A 19,955-nucleotide genomic window follows, 5' to 3' on the forward strand; every position below is an offset into this window, starting at 1 on the left:
CCCTTAAGAAATTGATTATTGGCAGATTATTGCGCATTGGATGAATTCCAAGCCATCTTCGCAATCATCTGCCAAGCCCTGTTCCCTACACTGAAGGCACTGAGTTACCCACTCCGACAGCGCCCAGGCCACCCGCCCGATCTCGCGTCAGGACCACCGCTTCACAAGAGCACCGGTTTGAACGCCACCCCGACCCCAAGCACAGCGATGTGGCTTGGGGTTTCGCTTTTGGGGGCATGGCGCGAAGCCATCCGCATCCGCGAGGCAGCGTCGTCGTTGGCGCTGGGATACTGTCGTCATCAGCCCTGCGCCTCGCGGTGGCAGATCAACGCAATCCATGAGATCACTCACATGCGCAAGCCCACCATCGCCGTCTCGCTGATGCTCGCCGTCTCGGCTCATGCGGCCACTGCCGCGCCCTGTGATCGAGCGGGCTTGCTGGCCAAGTTCAGCGAGGCGCCAGCGCTTGGCGCCGCACCGGAATTTCCGGACAAGCTCGAGACCCAACTCAAGCGCTTCGTGCTGTTCGACTCGCCCTTGGCGATGGATGGCTACAAATACAACGGCCTGGTCGATATGGGCGGGACGCGGGCATGGATTGTTCGCTTCGGTGGCATTGCCGGGGCTGTCGAGTGGTTCGGGCCAGTGCCTGTCGAGCCGGCCAAGTTCGTGGGCTGCCCTGACAGCCCCGCGACCACCCGCCCCGCCGGCAGCAGCGCAAGCGGCGGGCAGATCAAGTCCTGACCCCGGCGCTCGCGGCCTTGCCTTCCCGGACCTTGTCGACCCACGCCAGCCTGACCCTCGCCGCCCTGCTCGCGCTCGGCCCGACGGGCGCCTGCGCGGCCGGCCCGGTGGGCGATATCGCGGCCGGCAAGGCGAGTTTTGTGGCTGCCTGTGCGTCCTGCCATCAGGTCGGCCCCTCGGCGCGCGGCGGCTTCGGGCCGCAGCTCAATGGCATCGTCGGGCGGCCGGCCGGGTCCACGCCCGACTACAGCTACTCGGCCGCGATGAAGAACTCCGGCATCGTCTGGTCGGCGACTACCCTGGCGGCCTTTATCCGCGACCCCGAGCGCAGCGTGCCGGGCACCAAGATGCGCTTCTTCAGCATCGGCTTTAGCGACCAGAAGATGGCGAATCTGCTGGCCTATCTGGCAAGCCTGCCGGCCTCCCCTCCCTCCTCCCGATGAGCCTGGCCGATCTGCGCGCGGCGCTGGCCGCCGAGCTGGCGGCGACGCCCGAGTTCTACGACTTCAAGGTGCTGCGCAGCGAGTGCGAGGGCATGCTGTGGCGCGTCACGCTGGAGCCGGGCTATGTCTATGCCGAAGGCCAGCGGCCGGGCGCCGCCTCGGCCCAGGCCTTGCTGGACGACAGCCTGGACGGGGCCTCGGCCTGGTGGGGCGCGCCGGTCAAGGGCGGGGCCAGCGTGCTGGCCGTGCTGGCCGAGGAGGACCAGCTGCTGCTGCAGAACGCCAGCAGCGCGCCGCCGGGGCCGGACTGCCTGATACGCCTGTACCCGACCCGCTTTCTGAACGCCGTCGCCGAGGCCTGGTGGGACACGCCCTGGGCCGAGCGCGCGCTGGCCTGCCTGCCCGATCTGGGCCGGCCCCGCCCGGTGGACGCCGCCACGGCGCTGAACGGCGCGCCGTTTCGCTGGCTGCGCCCGGCACAGCGCGCCGCGCTGGCCCTGGTGCAGCACAGCAGCGCCTTTCTGTGGGGCCCGCCCGGCACCGGCAAGACCACGACCCTGGGCGTGCTGCTGGCCGAGTATCTGGAGCGCCGGCCCGAGGCCCGCGTGCTGCTGCTCTCGACCACCAACCAGGCAGTGGACCTGGCCACCATCGCGGTCGACAAGGCGCTGGAAAAAGGCCGGCGCGAGCAGTACCGGGCCGGCGTGCAGCGCCTGGGCACCCGCTTCGATGCCGCGGCCTATGCCGGCCGCGAGCACCTGATCCCGAGCGACGACCGGGGCCTGATCGGCCGGCTGGCGCGGGCCGAGGCGGCGCGGCCTTCGGCGCGCGGCGATGCCGGCGCGCTGAAGGCCTGGGCCGACCGCGTCGCGGCGCTGCGCGAGGAACTGCGCGCCGCCTCGCTGCAGGTGCTGCGGCGCTGCCGGCTGGCCAGCATGACCACCACCCGCGCCGCCTTCACGCTGAAGACGCTGCGCGAGCTGAGTGGCAGCGATGCCGACGAGCCGCCGTTCGACCTGCTGGTCTTCGACGAGGCCAGCCAGGTCAGCCTGGCCCATGCGCTGGCGCTGATGCCGCTGGGCCGCGCCCGGCTGTTCGCCGGCGACCCGCAGCAGCTCTCGCCGGTGCTGCGCAGCCCGGATCGCGGCGCGCGCCGCTGGCTGGGCCGCTCGGCCTTTGCCGAGATGCCGCGCCAGGGGCCCTCGGTGGCCCTGCTGGACGAGCAGTCGCGCATGGCCGCGCCGATCAGCGAGCTGGTCAGCGCGCTGTTCTACGCGGGCGCGCTGCGGGTGGCCGCCGACGCCCAGGCCACGCCCGCCTGGGCAGCGGCGCGCCGGCGCGCGCTGGGCGAGGCCGATGCCGACACCCATGTGCGGCTGCACCGCATCAGGAGTGACGGCGCCTGGTCGGCGGCCGAGCGCGGACCGGTCAGGCGCGAGTCGGCCGAAGCCATGGCCCGGGCCGTGGCGGCCGCGCTCGCCAGCGGAGACTGGCGGCCGCAAGAGCTGATCGTGCTGACGCCGTTTCGCGCCCAGCGCGCGCTGATACGCCGCTGCCTGCGCGAGCACGGCGTGCCCGACACGGCTGTCAAGGTCAGCACCGTGCACCGGGCCCAGGGCAGCGAGGCGCCGGTGGTGCTGTTCGATCCGGTCGACGGCAGCCAGCCTTTTCTGCACGGCGAGGAGGCGCAGCGCCTGCTCAATGTCGCGTTCAGCCGCGCCCAGGCCAAGCTGATCGTCTATCTCTCGGCCAGCGACGCGGCCAGCCCCCTGCTCGCGCCCCTGGTGCAGCGCCTGCGCCTGGCCGGCGATGCGCGCGTGGCGCTGGACCTCAGGGATCTGGCGCGGCAGCCGGACTTCCCGGCCAATGCCCTGGGCCGGCGCGTGCGGGCCGGCCGCCACACCGGCGAGGTCAGCCGGCTGAGCCCGGACGGGCTGCAGTTCTGGCTGGTCAACGAGGTGAGCGGCGCCGAGCAGCTGATCGATGCGGGGTTCTGGCGCGCGCGGGCCCTGGCGGAGGGTTGAGCCAGCGCCTCAGTGCGTCTGGGCCTTGGGCAGCCTGGCGATCACCTTGATCTCGAACTGGAAGCCGGCCAGCCAGGTGACACCGACGGCGGTGGCGGTCGGATACGGCGCCTCGCCCCAGTACTCTGCAGCCACGGCCCAGGCGCGTTCGAAATGGTCCTGGGGGTTCACCATGAAGACCGTCACATCGATCACATCGCCGAAGCTGCAGCCGGCCTCGGCGAGGATGGCGTTGAGATTGCGGAAGGCGAGGCGCACCTGCTCATCGAGCTCGGGCTCGGGCGAGCCATCGGGCCGGCTGCCGACCTGGCCCGAAACGAACAGCAAACCGTTGGAGCGGATGGCCGGCGAATAGCGGTGCAGCGCGTAGAGCGCGTGGCGGCCGGCGGGGATGACAACATCGCGTGCGGACATGCGGGAACTCCTTGAAGGCATGAATGAAATAAGTGAAAAGGGGTCGGATGCCGGGACTTTAGGAAGCCAGCGCCGCGCGATAAACAAGCAGCTCGCACAATGACTGTTTGGCGAATCGGGACAATCGCCGCCAAGCCCTCACCCCCTGCCTCTCACAAGCTGACCCTGCCGATGGACCGATTCGACGCGCTGCAAGCCTTCGCCCGCGTGGTGGAGGCCGGCAGCTTCACCAAAGCGGCGCAGACCCTGCACCTGAGCAAGACCACCGTGACCCAGTTGGTGCAGCAGCTGGAGGCGCGGCTGCGCGTCAAGCTGCTGCACCGCACGACCCGCCGGGTGACGGTGACGCCCGAGGGCGCCGCGTACTACGAGCGCGTCGTGCGCGTGCTCGCGGACCTGGAGCAAGCCGATGCCGGGCTGGCCGGCCTCACGGCGGCGCCGCGCGGCCGCCTGCGGGTGGATGTGCCGAGCCCGTTCGCGCGCCTGGTCCTGATGCCGGCGCTACCCAAGTTCCATGCGCGCTATCCGGAAATCCAGATCGATATGGGCGTCAGCGACCGCATCGTCGACGTGATCGGCGACAAGGTCGACTGCGTGCTGCGCGGCGGCGAGGTCACCGTGCCTTCGCTGATCGCGCGGCGCGTCGGCGAGCTGCCACTCGGCGTCTATGCCGCGCCCGACTATCTGCAGCGCGCGGGCACGCCCACCCATCCCGCCGAGCTGAACGACGACGCCACGCAGCACCGTATCGTCGGCTTCCTGCGCTCCGGCAGCGGCCGGGTGGCGACGATGCCGATGCGACGCGGCCGGGGCGCCGCCGGGGAGTCCGTCGAGGTCAGTGGCCGCTACATCGTCGCGGCCGACGACGGCAACGCCTATCTCGCGGCCGGCCTCGCCGGCATGGGCCTGCTCTGGCTGCCGCGCTACATGGCCGAGCCCCATGCGGCGCGCGGCGAGCTGCTGCCCTTGTTCGACGACTGGCAGATCGACGCCATGCCCATATACATCGCCTACCCGCCGACACGGCATGTCGGCGCGAAGCTGCGGGTCTTCATGGAGTGGATTGATGAGCTGATGGCGGGGGTTGCGCTGGGGTCGAGCCGTTCCTGACGACTGGCTGTTCGTGGCTGTTGCGGCCCCGCGTGCCAAGCGCACGACGGGCATCGAGGCATGCGGGGACAGGTCTTGACGGGTAGGTGTCGCTGGCCGAACCGCTCAGCGCCGAGTTGCGGAAACGTCGCTAGCGCCGAACGATTCCCCCAAAGGGCTGGCGAGGGCGATTCCGCAGCTTCGCGGTTCGGCGCCCGCCCATAATTGGCCACATGGCCTCGTCAGATTCGATCCAATTATCAACAGCCGGCGATGTCGGGCTAGCTGCCGCTATGCGGCAAGTTCGGGACGGGGAAGTCCCTTTCATTCACTAGCCCGCACAGGAACCTTGTATGCCTAGTTGGCACCTTGAAGATGCTGACCCGATTGCGGCAGAGAGTCCGTACACGTTCTACAAACCGTCACGCGAACTCATCTCACGCGTGCGGCCCGGCGAAGTCGTAAAGCTCATCTTCTGTTTCAGCAGCGACGATCCTGAGGCACCCAGAGCAGAACGCATGTGGGTTCTGGTGGATGAACTCCGTTCCGATGGAAGCTTCCGCGGGCGCTTGAACAACGAGCCTCGCTACATCCATGACTTGAAGTGTGACGATCCTGTGTCGTTCCAACCATGCCATGTGATCAACACTGAGCACGATGACGACGACAACTTGGTCGAGCGCTACATCAAGCGATGCTTCGTCACCAAGAGAGTCCTGGACGAGGGGAAGTTGGTCGGCTACCTCTACCGAGAGGATCCAGATGAGGACAACGATAGCGGTTGGCGCATCACTGCAAACGATGAGTCAGATGAGTACATGTCAGACAGCGAGAACTTGGCTTATGTTTCTCTTGGCGCGGTCTTGAGCAAAGACGATTCATTCCGTAGCCTGCTTGACGAGCCAGGCGGCTCCGCCTTCATTCGCGATCCAAAAACCGGAGAGTTCGCGGCAGAGAGTGGGGGTTGAGGCGATTGACGCCGATCCGAGGAAGCAGATGAACTTTCGCAATCGCTTGTTGCTGTCACCAGCACTCGGAGCCCAAACCCGCCCTCGTCATCCGCCCCGCATCAATGCCCCCCCGCCAGCAACGCCGCGTTGCCCCCCGCTGCTGCCGTATTGATCGTCAGCGTCTGCTCCGCCGCAAAGCGGTAGAGCTGGCCAACGCTGCAGGCTTCGAAGGCGGTGATCAGCGGCAGGATGGCGCCGGGGCGTTCGGCCAGCTGGCGCTGGACCTGGCGGGCCAGGGCGGCGTCGGGCGTGGCCAGGCAGACGCCGGCGATGCCGGCGCTGGCGATCCAGGTGGTCTGGCCCTCGTGGCCGATGACTTGCACCAGGCTCCGGTCCAGACCGGCGCCGCTCAGCGCCTGCAGCAGCTTCTCGGCAAGGGGCCGGCTGTGCTCATCGACCAGCAGGGCCAGCGCATTGCCGGCCAGCAATGCGCTGGCGACCACACCGCTCAGGCCGCGCTGGCCGGCGCCGGCGGCCAGGGCGACGAAGACGCCGCGGGCATGCTGGCGCAGCTCGTTGCTTTCGCCGGTGGGGCCCGGCAGGGCCTTCGGGGTCAGGTCTTGCTCGGCCTGCTGGGCCAGGGCAGCGATCAGCGCGGCGCTGGCGGTGTCCAGGCTCGCGCCGGCGCGCTTGATCAGCGCGGCGCGTTCGGCCACCGGGCGCTCGCGCCAGTGCGCCTGGGCCTGCTGCAGCGCAGCCAGCGCGTCGGCGGGGATCGGTGCTGCCGAAACGCTGCTACTGCTTGAAGCAGCAGCGCCTGTCGTCGTTTCCAGTCCGGCCTCGGCCACCGCCGCGAAGCGCTGCAGATAGTGCGGGCCGCCGGCCTTGGGGCCGGTGCCGGACTGGCCCTCGCCGCCGAAGGGCTGGACGCCGACCACGGCGCCGATGATGTTGCGGTTCACATAGACATTGCCGATCCTGGCCAGGCTCGCGAGCCGCTGGGCGCGGCTGTCGATGCGGGTCTGGATGCCCAAGGTGAGGCCGAAGCCCAGCGCGTTGATCTGTTCGATCACCGCGTCCGGCTCGCCGCTCCAGCGCACCACATGCAGCACCGGGCCGAAGATCTCGGCGCCCAGCTGGGCGATGCGGCCCAGCTCGAAGGCCACCGGCTGGACCAGGCGCGGCATGCTGTCGTGCACCGGCGCCTCGGCAATCAGTGTCGCCTCGCGCTTCAGGCGCTCGACATGGCGGGCGATGTTCTCGAAGGCCTCGTCGTCGATCACCGGGCCCACATCGGTGGCCAGATCATCCGGACGGCCGACCCACAGCTCGCGCAGCGCGCCGGCCAGCATCTCGATCAGGCCGTCGGCAATGCTCTCGTGCACGCACAGCAGGCGCAGCGCCGAGCAGCGCTGGCCGGCCGAGCGGAAGGCGCTCTGCACCACGGCGTCGATGACCTGCTCGGGCAAGGCCGTCGAGTCGACCAGCATCGCGTTGATGCCGCCGGTCTCGGCGATCAAGGGAACGATGGGGCCGGGCTTGGCGGCCAGGGTCTTGTTGATGATTTGCGCCACCTGGGTCGAGCCGGTGAAGCAGACACCGGCCGTCTGCCCATGGGCCACCAGGCCGGCGCCGACGGTCTCGCCGGCGCCGTGCAGCAGCTGCAGCGCATCGGCCGGCACACCGGCCTCGTGCAGCAGCTCGACCAACTTCAGCGCGACGAACGGGGTCTGCTCGGCCGGCTTGGCCGCCACCGTGTTGCCGGCCACCAAGGCGGCGACCACCTGGCCGGCGAAGATGGCCAGCGGGAAGTTCCAGGGGCTGATGCAGACGAAGACGCCGCGCCCCATGAGTTGCGGCTGGGCCTGGGCCTCGTCGGCGTAGTAGCGCAGGAAGTCGACCGCCTCGCGCACCTCGGCGATGCAGTCGCCGGCGGTCTTGTAGGCCTCCTTGACCAGCAGGCCGCTGAACTCGTGCAGCCGCGCATCGAGCGCATCGGCGGCGCGGCGCAGGATGGCAGCGCGCTCGGCCACCGGCGTGGCGTTCCAGCCCGGGAAGCCGGCCGCCAGGCGCTGCATCGCGGCCTCAACCTCGGCGGCCGTGGCCTCGGCCACCGGCGCGATGCGGGCGGCGGCGATCGCGTCGACAAAGGGCTGGCGCTGGGCCGGCGCGCTCAGGTCGGCACCGCTGGAGTTGGCGCGGCGGCTGCCGTACAGGGCCACCGGCAGCGGCAGGGCGCCCTGAGCGGCCACCTGCTCCAGCGGCGAGCCCAAGAGCTCGGGCACCTGCACATTGACATCGGCCAGCTGGTGGACGAAGGAGCTGTTGGCGCCATTCTCCAGCAGGCGGCGCACCAGATAGGCCAGGAGATCGCGGTGCTCGCCGACCGGCGCGTAGACGCGGCAGGGGATGCTGCCGTCCTTCAAGACCTCGCGGTAGACGCCCTCGCCCATGCCGTGCAGGCGCTGCATCTCGAACGGGGCCTTGGCCTTGCGCGCCATCTGCACGATGGCCGCGATGGTGCCGGCGTTGTGGCTGGCGAACTGCGGATAGATCACATCGGCATGCGCGATCAGCGCCTGGGCGCAGGCCAGATAGGAGACATCGGTGTGCTGCTTGTGCGTGAACACCGGGTAGGCGGCCAGGCCCTGCTCCTGGGCGCGCTTGATCTCGCCGTCCCAGTAGGCGCCCTTGACCAGGCGCACCATGAAGCGCAGCCCATGCTTGCGGGCAATCGCCGCCACCTCGTTGACCACGTCCAGCGCGCGGGTCTGGTAGGCCTGCACGGCCAGGCCGAAACCGCGCCACTGCGGGTAGTGGCCGGCGATGCGGGCCGCCAGCGCGTCCAGCACATCCAGCGAGAGCTCCAGGCGGTCGACCTCCTCGGCGTCGATGGTCAGATTGATATTGGCCTGGGCGGCCAGCTCGATCAGTTGCCAGACCCGCGGCAGCAGCTCGGCGAACACGCGCTCGCGCTGCAGCACCTCGTAGCGTGAGAACAGCGCGCTGAGCTTGATCGAGATGCCGTCGGCGCCTTCGGGCGAGGCCGCCTTGGCGCCGGCCGCAATGGCCTTGATCGCGCCGATATAGGCGGCCTGGTAGCGGCGCGCGTCGCTCTCGGTGCGGGCGCCCTCGCCCAGCATGTCGTAGGAGAAGCGCAACATCGGCTGGGCCTTGCGGGCATCCGCCGCCTCGCCCATCGCCTCCTGGATATTGCGACCCAAGACGAACTGGCGACCCAGCAGCTGGATCGCGCGCACCGTGGCCGCGACCACGGTCTGCGCACCCAGCCGGGTCAGCAGGCCGCCCTCGCCCTCGGCATTGGGCAGGAACTTCTTGGACAGCGAGATGGCCGAGGCGGACAGGCTGGCCAGCATCTTGTGCGGCCCCTCCGACGCGCCGTCGAACTGCCCCCGGCCCAGCTGGTCGGCCGTCAAGGCAATCGCGGTCGGCACATCGGGCACGCGCAGCAAGGCCTCGGCCAGCCGCATCAGGGCCAGGCCCTCGCTGCTGGTGATCGGGTATTCGCGCAGCAGCGACTCCATCGCCCAGAACGGTGCCGGGTTGGCGCGCACCTGCTGCACCCAGGGGCCGGCCTGATCGATCACCGCCGGCCAGTCGAGGCTGACGCTGGCGGCCAACGCGGTGACCACCGGGATCTCGGCGCGGTAGGGGTCGGGCAGGCGGGCAGCTTCGGGCAGCAGGGCAAAGGCGGTCATGACGGTCCCCAGAGAGGTGGAGCTAGTGAATGCCTGAACTTTATTGATCTCTCACATGGATTAAATTCGGAAGCAAGACACTTCAGACGACAAAAATCCCGTGACCAACGAACTCGACAAGATCGATGCCCGCATTCTGCGCGCGCTGCAGGCCGATGGCCGCATCTCCAATCTGAAGCTGGCCGAGGCGGTGCATCTGTCGCCGACCGCGGTGCTGGAGCGTGTCAAGCGCCTGACCCGCGAGGGCTACATCCTCGGCTACGAGGCGCGGCTGAACCCCGCCAAGCTGGGCGTCAGCATGCTGGTCTTCATCGAGATCCTCTTGGACCGCACGGTGCACGATGTGATGGACAACTTCAAGGCCGCCGTCCAGGCCCGGCCCGAGATCATGGAATGCCATCTGGTGGCCGGCGGCTTCGACTACCTCTTGAAGACCCGGGTGGCGGACATGGGCCACTACCGCGAGTTCATCGGCAGCGTGATCTGGACCCTGCCGGGCGTGCGGGAGACCCGCACCTATGCGGTGATGGAGGAGGTCAAGCACACGACGGCGCTGCCGATCTGAGGCGCCTAGGCGGTGAAAGGCTGAGTTTCAAGGTCTATCGGAGCCCCCCGGCGGGGGGTGGCAAGACCACCCCCTCCCCCATCGCCCCTCCCTGCGTGTGATGGGAAAGCGCCCGGCCGGCGACCACACTGAATCCATCGCCAGCCCACTTCCCCGGAGTCCATCATGCAAGTCCAGGCCCGCCAGACCAGCACCGCCACCCAAGCCGGCCAGGCCCTGATGGCCGCGCTGCTGACGGAGCCGGGTGCGCGCTGCGGCTGGTTCGACTCCAGCTTCGAGCTGAGCCAGGGCCTGGTGATCAGCGAGGAAGCGGACGAGACGCTGCTGGCGCTGTGGTGCCAGCAAGGCGGTGCGGCACTGCACTGAGCCTGGGCGGCAGCCGGCGACGATGCAGGTCCTGGCGGGTGTAGACCTGAGGCCGGCCCGAGAGCTGCAAGGACAACTCCACCATCAGATCATGGCTGCGCGATCGCGGCGCGCTCAGCGGCAGGACCAGCAGGCCGGCAGCCAGCGCGGCCGGCAGCCACAGCGGCAGGGCCAAGCGCAGGGCCGGCGCGCCGCGCAGCGCCATCACGCTGGCCAGCGCGCCGAGCGCGAAACCGCTCGCCGATTCGGAGGCCGAGTGAGCGTGCACTTCCAGTCTGGAGTAGGCCACCAGGGCCGCCAGCACAAAGCTGGCGATCACGGCCAGCTTCTGCATCAGCCGGTCCCGGCCCAGCAGCGCGACCCAGGCCAGCAGCGGAAAGCAGGCGGCGGCAAACATCGCATGGCCCGAGAAGCCGGTGAAGTCCCAGCGCGCCGAGCCATGGCCCCAGCCCATGAAGGCCACTTTGCTGAGCGCGGTCAGCCCGGCGGCCAGGGCCAGGCAGGTCAGCCAGCGCAGCACCAGCCGACCCTGGCCGGCGCCCAGCCAGAGCCACAGCATCGCGGCCAGCAGCAGCGGCACAAGGATTTGCGCCTCGCCCAGCCGGGTCAGCAGCGCCCAGGTGGCGAGAGGTGAAGAATCCGGGTTTTCCAGCATGGCCGGCATGCTACGCGATGGCGATGACGCCCCGGCCGATCACGCCAGCTGCAGGCGGCGCACGGCCGGCTTGCGGTCGGGCTCGGGCGGCGGCGTGAAGCTGAAGTCCTCGGCCGGCATCGCGCGGCCATAGAACCAGCCCTGGGCCCAGTCGCAGCCCTCGCGGCGCAGCCAGGCGGCCTGCTCGGCGGTCTCGACACCCTCGGCCAGCACATCCAGGTTCAGGCTGCGCGCCAGCACGATGACGGTGCGGGCGATCGCCGCCACATTGCTGTCGGTGCCCAGCTCGGAGACGAAGCTGCGGTCGATCTTCAGGGTCTGCACCGGCATGCGCTTCAGATAGGACAGCGAGGAGTAGCCGGTGCCGAAGTCGTCGATCGCGACCCGCACGCCGCGCTCGGTCAGCTGGGTCAGCAGCGCGATGGCCGCCTCGGCGTCCTCTAGCAGCAGGCTCTCGGTGACCTCCAGCTCCAGCGCCTGCGGCGGGCAGCCGGTCTCGGCCAGGATGAAATCGACGGTCTCGACGAAATCGGCCTGGCGCAGCTGGCGCGCCGAGACATTCACCGCGATCTGCTGCGGCTTGCCCGGCTGGCCCTGCCAGCGCGCCGCCTGGGCGCAGGCCTCCTGCAGCACCCAGCGGCCGATCGGGATGATCAGGCCGGTGTCCTCGGCCAGCGGGATGAACTCGGCCGGCGAGATCGGGCCGCGGGTCGGATGGCGCCAGCGCAGCAAGGCCTCGGCGCCGATCAGCTCGCCGTCGGACAGGCGCACCTGCGGCTGATATTCGATGCGGAACTGCGCCGCCTCATTGGCCAGGCGCAGCGCATGGGTCAGCTCGAAGCGCTGCTGCACCGCCTGGGTCAGCTCGGGCCGGTAGGCCTGGACCGTGTTGCGTGCGCTCAGCTTGGCGCGGCACATCGCGGCCTCGGCATTGCGCAGCAGGTCGTCCACCGTCGTGCCGTCGGTCGGGAACAGCGCCAGGCCGATGCTGGCGCCCAGGTTGAAGCGCTGGGCGCCGACCATGATGGGCTCGTCCATGGCCTGGATCAGCCGGTCGCCCAGGCGCATCGCGGTCTCTTCGTCGACCAGGCCCGAGAGCACGACGACGAACTCGTCGGCCCCGACGCGAGCCACCGAGTCGCTGGCCCGCACCACATTGATGAAGCGCTCGGCCGTGACCTTGATGACCTCGTCGCCGGCGGCATGGCCGGCGATGTCGTTGACATCGCGGAAGCCGTCCAGATCGATGTAGAGCACGGCCACGCAGGTGTGGTCGCGCTGGGCGATGCTGATCTGGCGCGTCACGCGGTCGCGCAGCAGGGCCAGGTTGGGCAGGCCGGTCAGGCGGTCGTGCAGCGACTGGTGCAGCAGCTCGGCCTCGGTCTGCTTGATCTTGGAGATATCGGTCAGCACCAGCAGGTGCTGCAGCGGGCTGGAGCTGCCGGGCTGCACGCGCACCAGCGTCGCCCAGACCGGCACCGGCTCGCCATCGTGCCGGCGCAAGGTCAGCTCGCCGCACCACTTGCCCTCGCGCTCCAGCGCTTCGGCGAGCTGGGCCTGCAGCTCGGGCGCCTGCTCGCCGGGGCGCAGCGGCTGCGGCAGCTGGCCCAGCACCTCGCGCGAGTCGAGGCCGCTGATCTGGAAGAAGGCCGGGTTGGCATCGACCACCCGCACCTGGGCGTCGAGCAGCAGAATGCCCTCGGCGCAATGTTCGAACACCATGGCCGCGCGCTTGAGCTCGTCCAGCGCCAGCTGCAGCTCGGTCATGTCGCGCGCCACGCCCAGCAGGCCCAGCGACTGGCCCTCGGCACGCACCGGCGCCTGCTGCATGTCCAGGCACAGGCGCACACCGTCGGTGCCGCGCGCCCAGGCGCGGCCGCGCTCGGGCAGCGGCTCGGCCAGGTCGGTGTCGCGCTTGCCCTGCAGCTGCGCCTCGCTGAGGCCGATCAGGCGCTCGAAGGCCGGGTTGCAGGCCTCGTAGGCGCCGCTGGCGTCCTTCAGATAGACCGCGTCGGGGATGGCATTGAGCAGGGCCGCCAGGCGGCTGCGCTCGCGGCGCGCGGTGAGCAGCTCGGCGCGGCGCTGGCGCAGCCAGCGGCGCTGCTGCCAGACCAGGCCCAGGGTCGCGCCCATGGCCAGCGCGCCGACCACGCAGAAGGCGCCCAGCCACAGCGTCGGGTCGCGCAGCCCGCCGGCGGTGTCCGCCCAGGCGGCGGCCGCCGGCAGCGACAGCAGCGCGAATCCAGCCAGCGGCCGGTGACGGCGACGGTTGATCAAGCTCATGGACGGACAGACCCTCGGTTCACGACATGCCGGCGCGACGCTGCGCCGGTGGTGACTGCTTTATGTGTCACAAGCGCTCGTGGCGCTTGTCCCCTCATCATTCCCTGAGGCTGTCGGAGTGTCTGCGCCCGGCTTGAGTCTGGCTAGGGTTTACAGGCTGCTGCCGAGCCGGGTTCCCTGCAATATTGCACGCTTGGCATCGAGTTCTCCGGCCTCCAGCGCGCCGCCGATCAGGTGCACGCTGCGCCCCGCCGCACGCAGCGGCGCCTCCAGTTCGCGCAGCGGCTCCTGGCCGGCACACAGCACCACGGTGTCGGCCGCGACCAGCTGCATGTCCTGGCGCTTCTCGCCGTAGCTGACCCACAGGCCCTCGGCGCTGATGGCCTCGTAGTTGACGCCCGCCAGCATCTCGACCTGCTTCATCTTCAGCGCCGCGCGATGGATCCAGCCGGTGGTCTTGCCCAGGCCCGCGCCGGGCTTGCCGGCCTTGCGCTGCAGCAAGGTGATCGCGCGCGCCGGCGCCGAGGGCTGCGGGCGGCGCACGCCGCCGCGCACCTCGCCGGGATCGGCCACGCCCCACTCGCGCTGCCAGGCCGCCGGATCGAGCGTCAGGGAGTGCCCCCCTTCGACCAGAAACTCCGCCACATCGAAGCCGATGCCGCCGGCGCCGACGATGGCCACGCGCTGCCCCACCGGCGCGCGCTTGAGCAGCACATCGATATAGGACAGCACCATGCCGGCCAGCGCCGGGTCGTCCTGGCCCTTGATGCGCGGGTTGCGCGGCGTCACGCCGGAGGCCAGCAGCACCTCGTCAAACGCCATCAGATCGGCGGCGGACACCCGCCGATTCAGATGCAGCCGCACACCGGTGATGTCTATGCGGCGGCCGAAATAGCGCAGGGTCTCGCCGAACTCTTCCTTGCCAGGAATGCGCCGGGCCAGATTGAACTGGCCGCCGATCTCGGCCGCGCTGTCGAACAGATGCACCTCGTGGCCGCGCTCGGCCAAGGTGGTGGACGCCGCCAGGCCGGCCGGGCCGGCGCCGACCACGGCGATCTTCTTGCGCGGCGTCTGCGTGGCCGCGAGCGGCACGATGCGCAGCTCCTGCTCGAAGGCGGCGCGCGGGTTCACCAGGCAGGTCGAGATCTTTTGCGCAAAGGTGTGGTCCAGGCAGGCCTGGTTGCAGGCGATGCAGGTGTTGATCTCGTCGGCCCGGCCCTCGCGCGCCTTCTTGACGAACTCGGGATCGGCCAGAAAGGGCCGCGCCATGCTGACCATGTCGGCGCTGCCCTCGGCCAGCAGGCGCTCGGCCACCTCGGGCGTGTTGATGCGGTTGCTGGTGATCAGCGGCGTCGTGATGCCCTCTTGCCGCAGCTGGGCCCTGAGTTTGGCGGTCACCCAGGCAAAGCCGGCGCGCGGCACGCTGGTGGCAATCGTCGGGATGCGCGCCTCGTGCCAGCCGATGCCGGTGTTGATGATGGTCGCGCCGCCGGCCGCGACCCGCCTGGCCAGGGTCAGGACCTCGTCCCAGCTGCTGCCGCCGGGCAGCAGATCCAGCATCGAAAGCCGGTAGATGATGATGAAGTCGGGCCCGACCGCCTCGCGCATGCGCGCGAGGATTTCCAGCGGCAGACGCATGCGGTTTTCATAAGAGCCGCCCCAGCCGTCGCTACGCTGGTTGGTGTGTGTGACCAGGAACTGGTTGATGAAATAGCCTTCCGAGCCCATCACTTCGACGCCGTCATAGCCGGCCTCGCGGGCCAGCCGGGCGCAGCGCACAAAGGCGCGGATCTGGCGCTCTATGCCTCGTGCCGACAGCTCGCGCGGCGTGAAGGGCGAGATCGGCGACTGGATGCGTGAGGGCGCGACGCAGAAGGGGTGGTAGCCATAGCGCCCGGTGTGCAGGATTTGTAAAGCGATCTTGCCGCCCTCGGCATGCACGGCCTGGGTGATCTGCCGGTGCCGCCGCGCCGCGCCCGCGCTCGCCAGGGTGCCGGCGAAGGGCTTGGCCCAGCCCTCGATATTCGGCGCGAAGCCGCCGGTCACGATCAGCCCGACCTCGCCGCGCGCGCGCTCGGCGAAATAGACCGCCATGCGCTCGAAGTGCTTGCGTCCGTCCTCCAGGCCGGTGTGCATGCTGCCCATCAGCACGCGGTTCTTCAGCGTCGTGAAACCGAGGTCCAGCGGCTGCAGCAGATGGGGATAAGACATGGCGGGCAATCCTCGGGGGTCAGGTCGCGTCGGATGACGCCCGGGATGGTAGCCCCAACACTTCTTCACACTCAGCAATACGAGGACAAAGCCCAGCAATGTCGGCCCGCTCCAATCGCGCCCAACAACAAGGAGTGAGAGATGGTTTCGAGGCGCTTGATCATGGGTGTGGCGGTTTCCGCAGCAATGCTGGCGGCCTGCGGCGGCGGCGGCAGTGACGACGACAGCGGCAACGCGCAGATCCGTCTGGTCAACGCCAGCAGTGCCTACAGCACGCTGGACCTGACGGTCAGCGACGCCAGTGCCGCCACCGGCGTGGCCTATGGCGGCGTCAGCGCCTATGCCTCGGCCAAGGCCGGCGAAAGCATCACCACCCTGGTCAAGAACGCCGGCACCACGATCAGCTCGCTCTACCCGACCCTGACCAAGGGCAGCCACTACAGCCTGATCGCCTATGGCTGGGCCGGCAATATGAAGAGCACCATTCTTCAGGAAGAGGAAGAAGCGCCGGCCGAGAACTACAGCAAGCTGCTGGTGCTGAACCTGGCCGCCGATGCCGGCACGCTGGACATCTACCTGACCCAGAACACCGACAGCCTCGACAACGCCTCGCCCACCATCAGCGCGATCGCCGGCGGCGGCAGCAGCGGCTACACCTCGATCAGCAGCGGCACCTACCGCGTGCGCGTCACCGGCGCCGGCAAGAAGAGCGATCTGCGCCTGGACATTCCCAGCATCACGCTGAGCAGCAAGCAGGTCGGCTCGCTGGTGATCACGCCGACCCCCGGCGGCGTGCTGGTCAACAGCATCCTGATGACCCAGCAGGGCAGCGCCAACGCCTATGGCGCCACCAATGCGCGGGCCCGTGTGGTCGCGGCGGTGGCCGACGGCGCCCAGGTCAATGCCACGCTGGCCGGCACCGCCCTGATGCCGACCTCGACCGCGCCCAGTATCGGCGAGTACCAGATCGTGGCCGCCGGCAGCCCCAGCCTGCTGGTCAATGTCAACGGCAAGGCCATGCCCGTGGCCACCCCGGCGCTGACGGCCGGCAATGACTACACGGTGCTGGTCTGGGGTGAGCCCGGCGCGCCGCAGATCAGCGTGATCAGCGACGACAACCGCCTGCCCGCCACCACGGGCACGGCCAAGTTCCGCATCATCAACGGCGTCGCACGCCTGAACGCCGGCCTGACGATGACACTGGACTACAGCGCCATCGCCAGCAATGTGCTGCCGGGCACGGCCTCGGCGGTCGCCACGGTCAACAACAGCAGCAGCTCCCTGCTCAATATCACCGCGCCGACCTCGGCCACACCGGTCTACAGCGTCTCCAGCCTGCCGGTGCTGTCCGGCGGCATCTACACCGTCTTCATGATGGGCGGCGCCAACAACATCCAGGGCACCTTGCGCCGCGAGCGCTGAGCCGCCGCCGCCCCTTCCCAGAGTTCCTCCCCTGTGACCCCGTCCAGCGTTCGGCGCTGCGGGGTCTTTTTTTGTTTCGCGCATGCCGCCAGGCGCACAAGCCCCGGGCAGGCCTGATGCAAGATGGCGCCCATGTCCGCCAGCGCCGCCGCCGCCGCCCGCCAGGCCCTCTGGGTCGGCCTCGCCACCATCCTGGTCTGGGGCCTGAACTTCCCGCTGCAGAAGACCCTGTTCGGCGTGATGGGGCCGGAGGGCTTTCTGTTCCTGCGCTATCTGCTGATGCCCATCTGCGCGGCCGCGCTGCTGATCTGGCATTTCGGCCTGGCCTGGCCGCGCCTGCCGCGCGCCGACTGGCTGGCGCTGCTGCGCCTGGGCCTGATCGGCCAGGGCCTGCATCTGGCGCTGGCCACCTATGGCGTGCATTGGTCCACCGCCTTCTCCAGCTCGGTGCTGCTGGCCTGCGGGCCGGTGTTCACCTTGCTGATACTGCGCGCCTCCGGGCTGGAGCGGCTCAGCCGCGCCCAGGTTGGCGGCGTTGCGGTCGCGGCGGCCGGCGCCCTGCTCTTCATGTCGGACAAGCTGCTCGGCGCCCAATGGCAGGCCAGCGGCGGCGACCTGGTGCTGCTGCTGGCGGCGGCGCTGTTCAGCTACTACACGGTGGCCAGCAAGCCGCTGATCGCGCGCCATGGCGGCGTGCTGGTGATGGGCCATGCGACGCTGATCGCCACGCTGCCGGTGCTGCTCTTCAGCGCGCCGGCCGCGCTGCGGGTCGACTGGGCCGGCCTGTCACCCTGGCTGTGGCTGGGCGCGGTCTGGGCTGTGGTCGCCAGCGGTTTCATCGGCTGGCTGGCCTGGGGTTGGGTCAATGCCAAGCGCGGCGTTGCGCGCACCGCGCCGCTGATCTATCTGATGCCGCCGATTGCCGGTCTGGCCGCCTGGGCCAGCACCGGCGAGTCCTACACCGCCGTCAAGCTGCTGGGCGCGGCCGTGGCGCTGGGCGGCGTCGCGCTGGCCCAGTTTGCCAAGCAGGGCCAGGCCGCCCTGGTGGCCAAGGACACACCACCGCTGGACTGACTAGAACAGCGCGCTTGTCGGCCGACACGCCGATGTGCGAGCATCGCCTCATGTCCATCCGACGCCGCCCGTTCCTTGCCGCCGGTCTGGCCCTGCCCGGCTGGGCCGGCGCCCAGCCGGCGACCGTCCCGCTGCGCATCGTCAGCGGCGACCTGCCGCCGTTCGCGATCGAAGGCCAGCCGGGCCGGCCGGGCGTGCTGGTGGAGCTGGTCGAGGAGCTGGCCCGGCGCGCCGGCCACAGCGTCAAGGTCGAGTTCTACCCCTGGGCCCGGGCCGTGCAGATGGCCAGCGCCCAGCCCCGCGTCGCGATCCTGCCGCTGACACGCACGCCCGAGCGCGAGCCCCACTACCAATGGCTGCTGAAGCTCTATGTCCAGCATTTCGTCTTCATCAACCGCGCCGGCCGGCCCCCGGTCAGCAGCCTGGAGCAGGCCAAGCGGCTCAAGCTGACGGTGCTGCGTGCCAGCCCCAATCTGGCCCAGCTGCAGCGCCACGGCTTCAAGGAGGAGCTGGTGCTGCAGGCCCATAGCGTCGAGGACATGCTGCGCCAGCTCGAGCGCGGCCATGTCGACGCGATTTATGGCGGCGATGTGATCAATATGGACAAGGTGCGCGGCAGCGGCCGCGACCCCGCGCAGTTCCAGGTCGGCATGGCGCTGGAGTCCGGCGAGGTCTGGCTGGCGGCCAGCGCCGGCGTCGACGAGGCCGAGCTGGCGCGGCTGCAGGACGCCCGGCAGGCGATGCTGCGCGACGGCAGCATCGAGCGCCTGTTCAAGGCCTACGGCATCAGGCCGCGCGCGGAAGACCTGCGCTGAGCCCGGTCGGGCGCGGCGCCAGCAGCAGATAGAGCAGCGGGCCGAAGGAGCCGGCCGCCAGGGTCAGCAGCACATAGGGCCAGAAGCGCCGGCCGCTGCGCTGCGCATCGCGCCACAGAAAACCCAGCAGCAGCACAGAGGCGATCAGCAGGTCCAGCACCACCTGCCAGCCGGCAAGATTGCTGAGCAGGGCCTGCCACAGGCCCAGATAGCCCAGCTCGGCGATCACATACAGCGAATAGGCGCCAAAGGCGGCGAACACCAGGGCAAGAGCGGCTTTCATCACAGGTCCTTTCATCAGGGTTTGGCATCGGGAACGGCGACAGTCTCGGCGCCGGCCCGGCTTGCGGCAATGACCTGCCAGGTCATTGCCGCAAGACCTGGCCCCGTTAGGATTCAGGCCATGAGCACCTCCACCCTCGCCGCCCTGCGGGCCCAGCGCCGCATCAGCCAGCTGGAACTGTCGATGCGGGTGGGCGTCTCGCAACGCCATCTCAGCTGCATAGAGACCGGCCGCTCGCGCGCCAGCCGCGAGATGCTGATGGCCGTGCTCGACGCGCTCGATGCGCCGCTGGCCGAGCGCAACCAGGCCTTGCTGGCGGCCGGCTACGCCCCCGCCTATGCCGAGACCCGCCTCGACGACCCCGGGATGGCGCCGGTGCGCGCGGCGCTGAGCCATCTGCTGGAGGCCCATGACCCGGCTCCGGCCCTGGTGATGGACGGCAGCTGGACCCTGCTGATGGCCAACCGCGGCCTGCGCGGCCTGATGCGCCTGCTGGGCGTGGACCCGGCCCTGCTGGACAGCGGCGACTTCAATCTGCTGCGCGCCTGCCTGCTGCCCGGCGGGCTGCGCCATCTGTGCGTCAACGAGGCCGAGGTCTGCGCCGGCCTGTGGCAGCGTGCCTGCGGCGAGGCGCAGCATGTGCCGGCGCTGCGCCCGCTGCTGGAGGAGCTGCGCCCCCATGTGCCGAAGGCGCTGGCGCCCGCGCCGGTGACGCCGCTGATGCACACCCGATTGCGCTCCTCGGCCGGCGAGCTCGCGCTGTTCTCGGCCTTCACGACCTTCGGCACGCCGCTGGATGTGACGGTGGCCTCGCTGCGGGTCGAGCATTTCTTCCCGGCCGATGCGGCCACGCGCGAGGCGCTGGCGCGGGCGGCGTCGGACTGATCATCATCGATCA

General features: G+C 69.8%; 17 protein-coding genes. 11 read left to right on the forward strand and 6 right to left on the reverse strand.

Going from position 1 to position 19,955, the window contains the following annotated elements; all coding sequences use genetic code 11:
* The first annotated feature begins 177 nt into the window (after positions 1–177).
* From ABGI63_RS03190 to ABGI63_RS03200, 3 genes are read left to right on the forward strand one after another with little or no spacing between them, the layout of a single operon-like run.
* Positions 178–744, forward strand: a complete 567-nt coding sequence (locus ABGI63_RS03190; RefSeq protein WP_349741005.1) for a hypothetical protein — start codon at positions 178–180, stop codon at positions 742–744.
* A 32-nt stretch (positions 745–776) separates the two neighbouring features.
* A complete protein-coding gene (locus tag ABGI63_RS03195; RefSeq protein WP_432767369.1) occupies positions 777–1,187 on the forward strand; it encodes a c-type cytochrome in 411 nt (136 codons plus the stop codon).
* Entirely contained in the window at positions 1,184–3,211 is a 2,028-nt protein-coding gene (locus ABGI63_RS03200; RefSeq protein ID WP_349741006.1) for a DEAD/DEAH box helicase, read from the forward strand. The genes ABGI63_RS03195 and ABGI63_RS03200 overlap by 4 nt, the downstream gene beginning before the upstream one ends.
* Positions 3,212–3,220: 9 nt before the next feature.
* On the opposite strand, the gene ABGI63_RS03205 is transcribed toward ABGI63_RS03200, so the two are convergent.
* Positions 3,221–3,625: a RidA family protein gene (locus tag ABGI63_RS03205; protein ID WP_349741007.1), complete on the reverse strand. Its 405-nt coding sequence runs from the start codon at positions 3,623–3,625 to the stop codon at positions 3,221–3,223.
* 171 nt (positions 3,626–3,796) lie between these two features.
* Here ABGI63_RS03205 and ABGI63_RS03210 point away from each other — a divergent pair, with 171 nt between their 5' ends.
* Positions 3,797–4,735 (forward strand): LysR family transcriptional regulator, encoded by a 939-nt coding sequence (locus tag ABGI63_RS03210; protein WP_349741008.1) that lies wholly within the window; start codon positions 3,797–3,799, stop codon positions 4,733–4,735.
* 332 nt (positions 4,736–5,067) lie between these two features.
* A complete protein-coding gene (locus ABGI63_RS03215) occupies positions 5,068–5,682 on the forward strand; it encodes an immunity protein Imm33 domain-containing protein (protein ID WP_349741009.1) in 615 nt (204 codons plus the stop codon).
* Between the two features lie 101 nt (positions 5,683–5,783).
* Here ABGI63_RS03215 and putA read toward each other — a convergent pair whose 3' ends face one another.
* On the reverse strand, positions 5,784–9,383 hold the full coding sequence (putA, locus tag ABGI63_RS03220) for a bifunctional proline dehydrogenase/L-glutamate gamma-semialdehyde dehydrogenase PutA (RefSeq protein ID WP_432767370.1): 3,600 nt from the start codon (positions 9,381–9,383) through the stop codon (positions 5,784–5,786).
* A 100-nt stretch (positions 9,384–9,483) separates the two neighbouring features.
* Here putA and ABGI63_RS03225 point away from each other — a divergent pair, with 100 nt between their 5' ends.
* Together ABGI63_RS03225 and ABGI63_RS03230 are read left to right on the forward strand one after the other, a co-directional pair.
* Complete coding sequence (locus ABGI63_RS03225) at positions 9,484–9,948, forward strand: Lrp/AsnC ligand binding domain-containing protein (RefSeq protein WP_349741010.1); 465 nt, start codon at positions 9,484–9,486, stop codon at positions 9,946–9,948.
* Between the two features lie 165 nt (positions 9,949–10,113).
* Positions 10,114–10,314 carry a hypothetical protein gene (locus tag ABGI63_RS03230; RefSeq protein ID WP_349741011.1) on the forward strand — a complete coding sequence of 67 codons (201 nt, stop codon included), beginning with the start codon at positions 10,114–10,116 and terminating at the stop codon, positions 10,312–10,314.
* Here ABGI63_RS03230 and ABGI63_RS03235 read toward each other — a convergent pair.
* The 3 genes from ABGI63_RS03235 to ABGI63_RS03245 form a co-directional block, all read right to left on the reverse strand.
* Positions 10,247–10,969: a phosphatase PAP2 family protein gene (locus tag ABGI63_RS03235; protein WP_349741012.1), complete on the reverse strand. Its 723-nt coding sequence runs from the start codon at positions 10,967–10,969 to the stop codon at positions 10,247–10,249. The two genes, ABGI63_RS03230 and ABGI63_RS03235, sit on opposite strands and share 68 nt — an antisense overlap.
* 39 nt (positions 10,970–11,008) lie before the next feature.
* The gene (locus ABGI63_RS03240) at positions 11,009–13,252 is read right to left on the reverse strand and encodes a putative bifunctional diguanylate cyclase/phosphodiesterase (RefSeq protein ID WP_349741013.1); all 2,244 of its coding nucleotides are present in this window, start codon (positions 13,250–13,252) and stop codon (positions 11,009–11,011) included.
* Between the two features lie 150 nt (positions 13,253–13,402).
* The gene (locus ABGI63_RS03245; protein WP_349741014.1) at positions 13,403–15,463 is read right to left on the reverse strand and encodes an oxidoreductase; all 2,061 of its coding nucleotides are present in this window, start codon (positions 15,461–15,463) and stop codon (positions 13,403–13,405) included.
* 141 nt (positions 15,464–15,604) lie between these two features.
* Between ABGI63_RS03245 and ABGI63_RS03250 the strand changes: the two genes are divergently transcribed.
* The 3 genes from ABGI63_RS03250 (at position 15,605) to ABGI63_RS03260 (ending at position 18,774) form a co-directional block, all read left to right on the forward strand.
* Entirely contained in the window at positions 15,605–16,885 is a 1,281-nt protein-coding gene (locus ABGI63_RS03250; protein ID WP_349741015.1) for a DUF4397 domain-containing protein, read from the forward strand.
* A gap of 132 nt (positions 16,886–17,017) precedes the next feature.
* Positions 17,018–17,959, forward strand: coding sequence for a DMT family transporter (locus ABGI63_RS03255; RefSeq protein WP_349741016.1), 942 nt, complete (start codon positions 17,018–17,020; stop codon positions 17,957–17,959).
* A 50-nt stretch (positions 17,960–18,009) separates the two neighbouring features.
* Positions 18,010–18,774 carry a substrate-binding periplasmic protein gene (locus ABGI63_RS03260; protein ID WP_349741017.1) on the forward strand — a complete coding sequence of 255 codons (765 nt, stop codon included), beginning with the start codon at positions 18,010–18,012 and terminating at the stop codon, positions 18,772–18,774.
* Here ABGI63_RS03260 and ABGI63_RS03265 read toward each other — a convergent pair.
* A complete protein-coding gene (locus ABGI63_RS03265; protein WP_349741018.1) occupies positions 18,746–19,057 on the reverse strand; it encodes a DUF2834 domain-containing protein in 312 nt (103 codons plus the stop codon). The genes ABGI63_RS03260 and ABGI63_RS03265 overlap by 29 nt on opposite strands.
* 120 nt (positions 19,058–19,177) lie before the next feature.
* On the opposite strand from ABGI63_RS03265, the gene ABGI63_RS03270 reads away from it, so the two are divergent.
* Positions 19,178–19,942, forward strand: coding sequence for a helix-turn-helix domain-containing protein (locus ABGI63_RS03270; protein WP_349741020.1), 765 nt, complete (start codon positions 19,178–19,180; stop codon positions 19,940–19,942).
* The last annotated feature ends 13 nt before the right edge of the window (positions 19,943–19,955 follow it).

This window comes from Roseateles cavernae (assembly GCF_040187885.1).
Taxonomy (GTDB): Bacteria; Pseudomonadota; Gammaproteobacteria; order Burkholderiales; family Burkholderiaceae_C; genus Roseateles_E; species Roseateles_E cavernae.

What these genes read in the sequence shown, in the direction of transcription:
- ABGI63_RS03200 (WP_349741006.1), top strand. Translation starts at nt 1,184, where the DNA reads ATGAGCCTGGCCGATCTGCGCGCGGCGCTGGCCGCCGAGCTGGCGGCG.
- ABGI63_RS03205 (WP_349741007.1), bottom strand. Translation starts at nt 3,625, where the DNA reads ATGTCCGCACGCGATGTTGTCATCCCCGCCGGCCGCCACGCGCTCTAC.
- ABGI63_RS03210 (WP_349741008.1), top strand. Translation starts at nt 3,797, where the DNA reads ATGGACCGATTCGACGCGCTGCAAGCCTTCGCCCGCGTGGTGGAGGCC.
- ABGI63_RS03215 (WP_349741009.1), top strand. Translation starts at nt 5,068, where the DNA reads ATGCCTAGTTGGCACCTTGAAGATGCTGACCCGATTGCGGCAGAGAGT.
- putA (WP_432767370.1), bottom strand. Translation starts at nt 9,383, where the DNA reads ATGACCGCCTTTGCCCTGCTGCCCGAAGCTGCCCGCCTGCCCGACCCC.
- ABGI63_RS03230 (WP_349741011.1), top strand. Translation starts at nt 10,114, where the DNA reads ATGCAAGTCCAGGCCCGCCAGACCAGCACCGCCACCCAAGCCGGCCAG.
- ABGI63_RS03235 (WP_349741012.1), bottom strand. Translation starts at nt 10,969, where the DNA reads ATGCTGGAAAACCCGGATTCTTCACCTCTCGCCACCTGGGCGCTGCTG.
- ABGI63_RS03240 (WP_349741013.1), bottom strand. Translation starts at nt 13,252, where the DNA reads ATGAGCTTGATCAACCGTCGCCGTCACCGGCCGCTGGCTGGATTCGCG.
- ABGI63_RS03245 (WP_349741014.1), bottom strand. Translation starts at nt 15,463, where the DNA reads ATGTCTTATCCCCATCTGCTGCAGCCGCTGGACCTCGGTTTCACGACG.
- ABGI63_RS03250 (WP_349741015.1), top strand. Translation starts at nt 15,605, where the DNA reads ATGGTTTCGAGGCGCTTGATCATGGGTGTGGCGGTTTCCGCAGCAATG.
- ABGI63_RS03255 (WP_349741016.1), top strand. Translation starts at nt 17,018, where the DNA reads ATGTCCGCCAGCGCCGCCGCCGCCGCCCGCCAGGCCCTCTGGGTCGGC.
- ABGI63_RS03260 (WP_349741017.1), top strand. Translation starts at nt 18,010, where the DNA reads ATGTCCATCCGACGCCGCCCGTTCCTTGCCGCCGGTCTGGCCCTGCCC.
- ABGI63_RS03265 (WP_349741018.1), bottom strand. Translation starts at nt 19,057, where the DNA reads ATGAAAGCCGCTCTTGCCCTGGTGTTCGCCGCCTTTGGCGCCTATTCG.
- ABGI63_RS03270 (WP_349741020.1), top strand. Translation starts at nt 19,178, where the DNA reads ATGAGCACCTCCACCCTCGCCGCCCTGCGGGCCCAGCGCCGCATCAGC.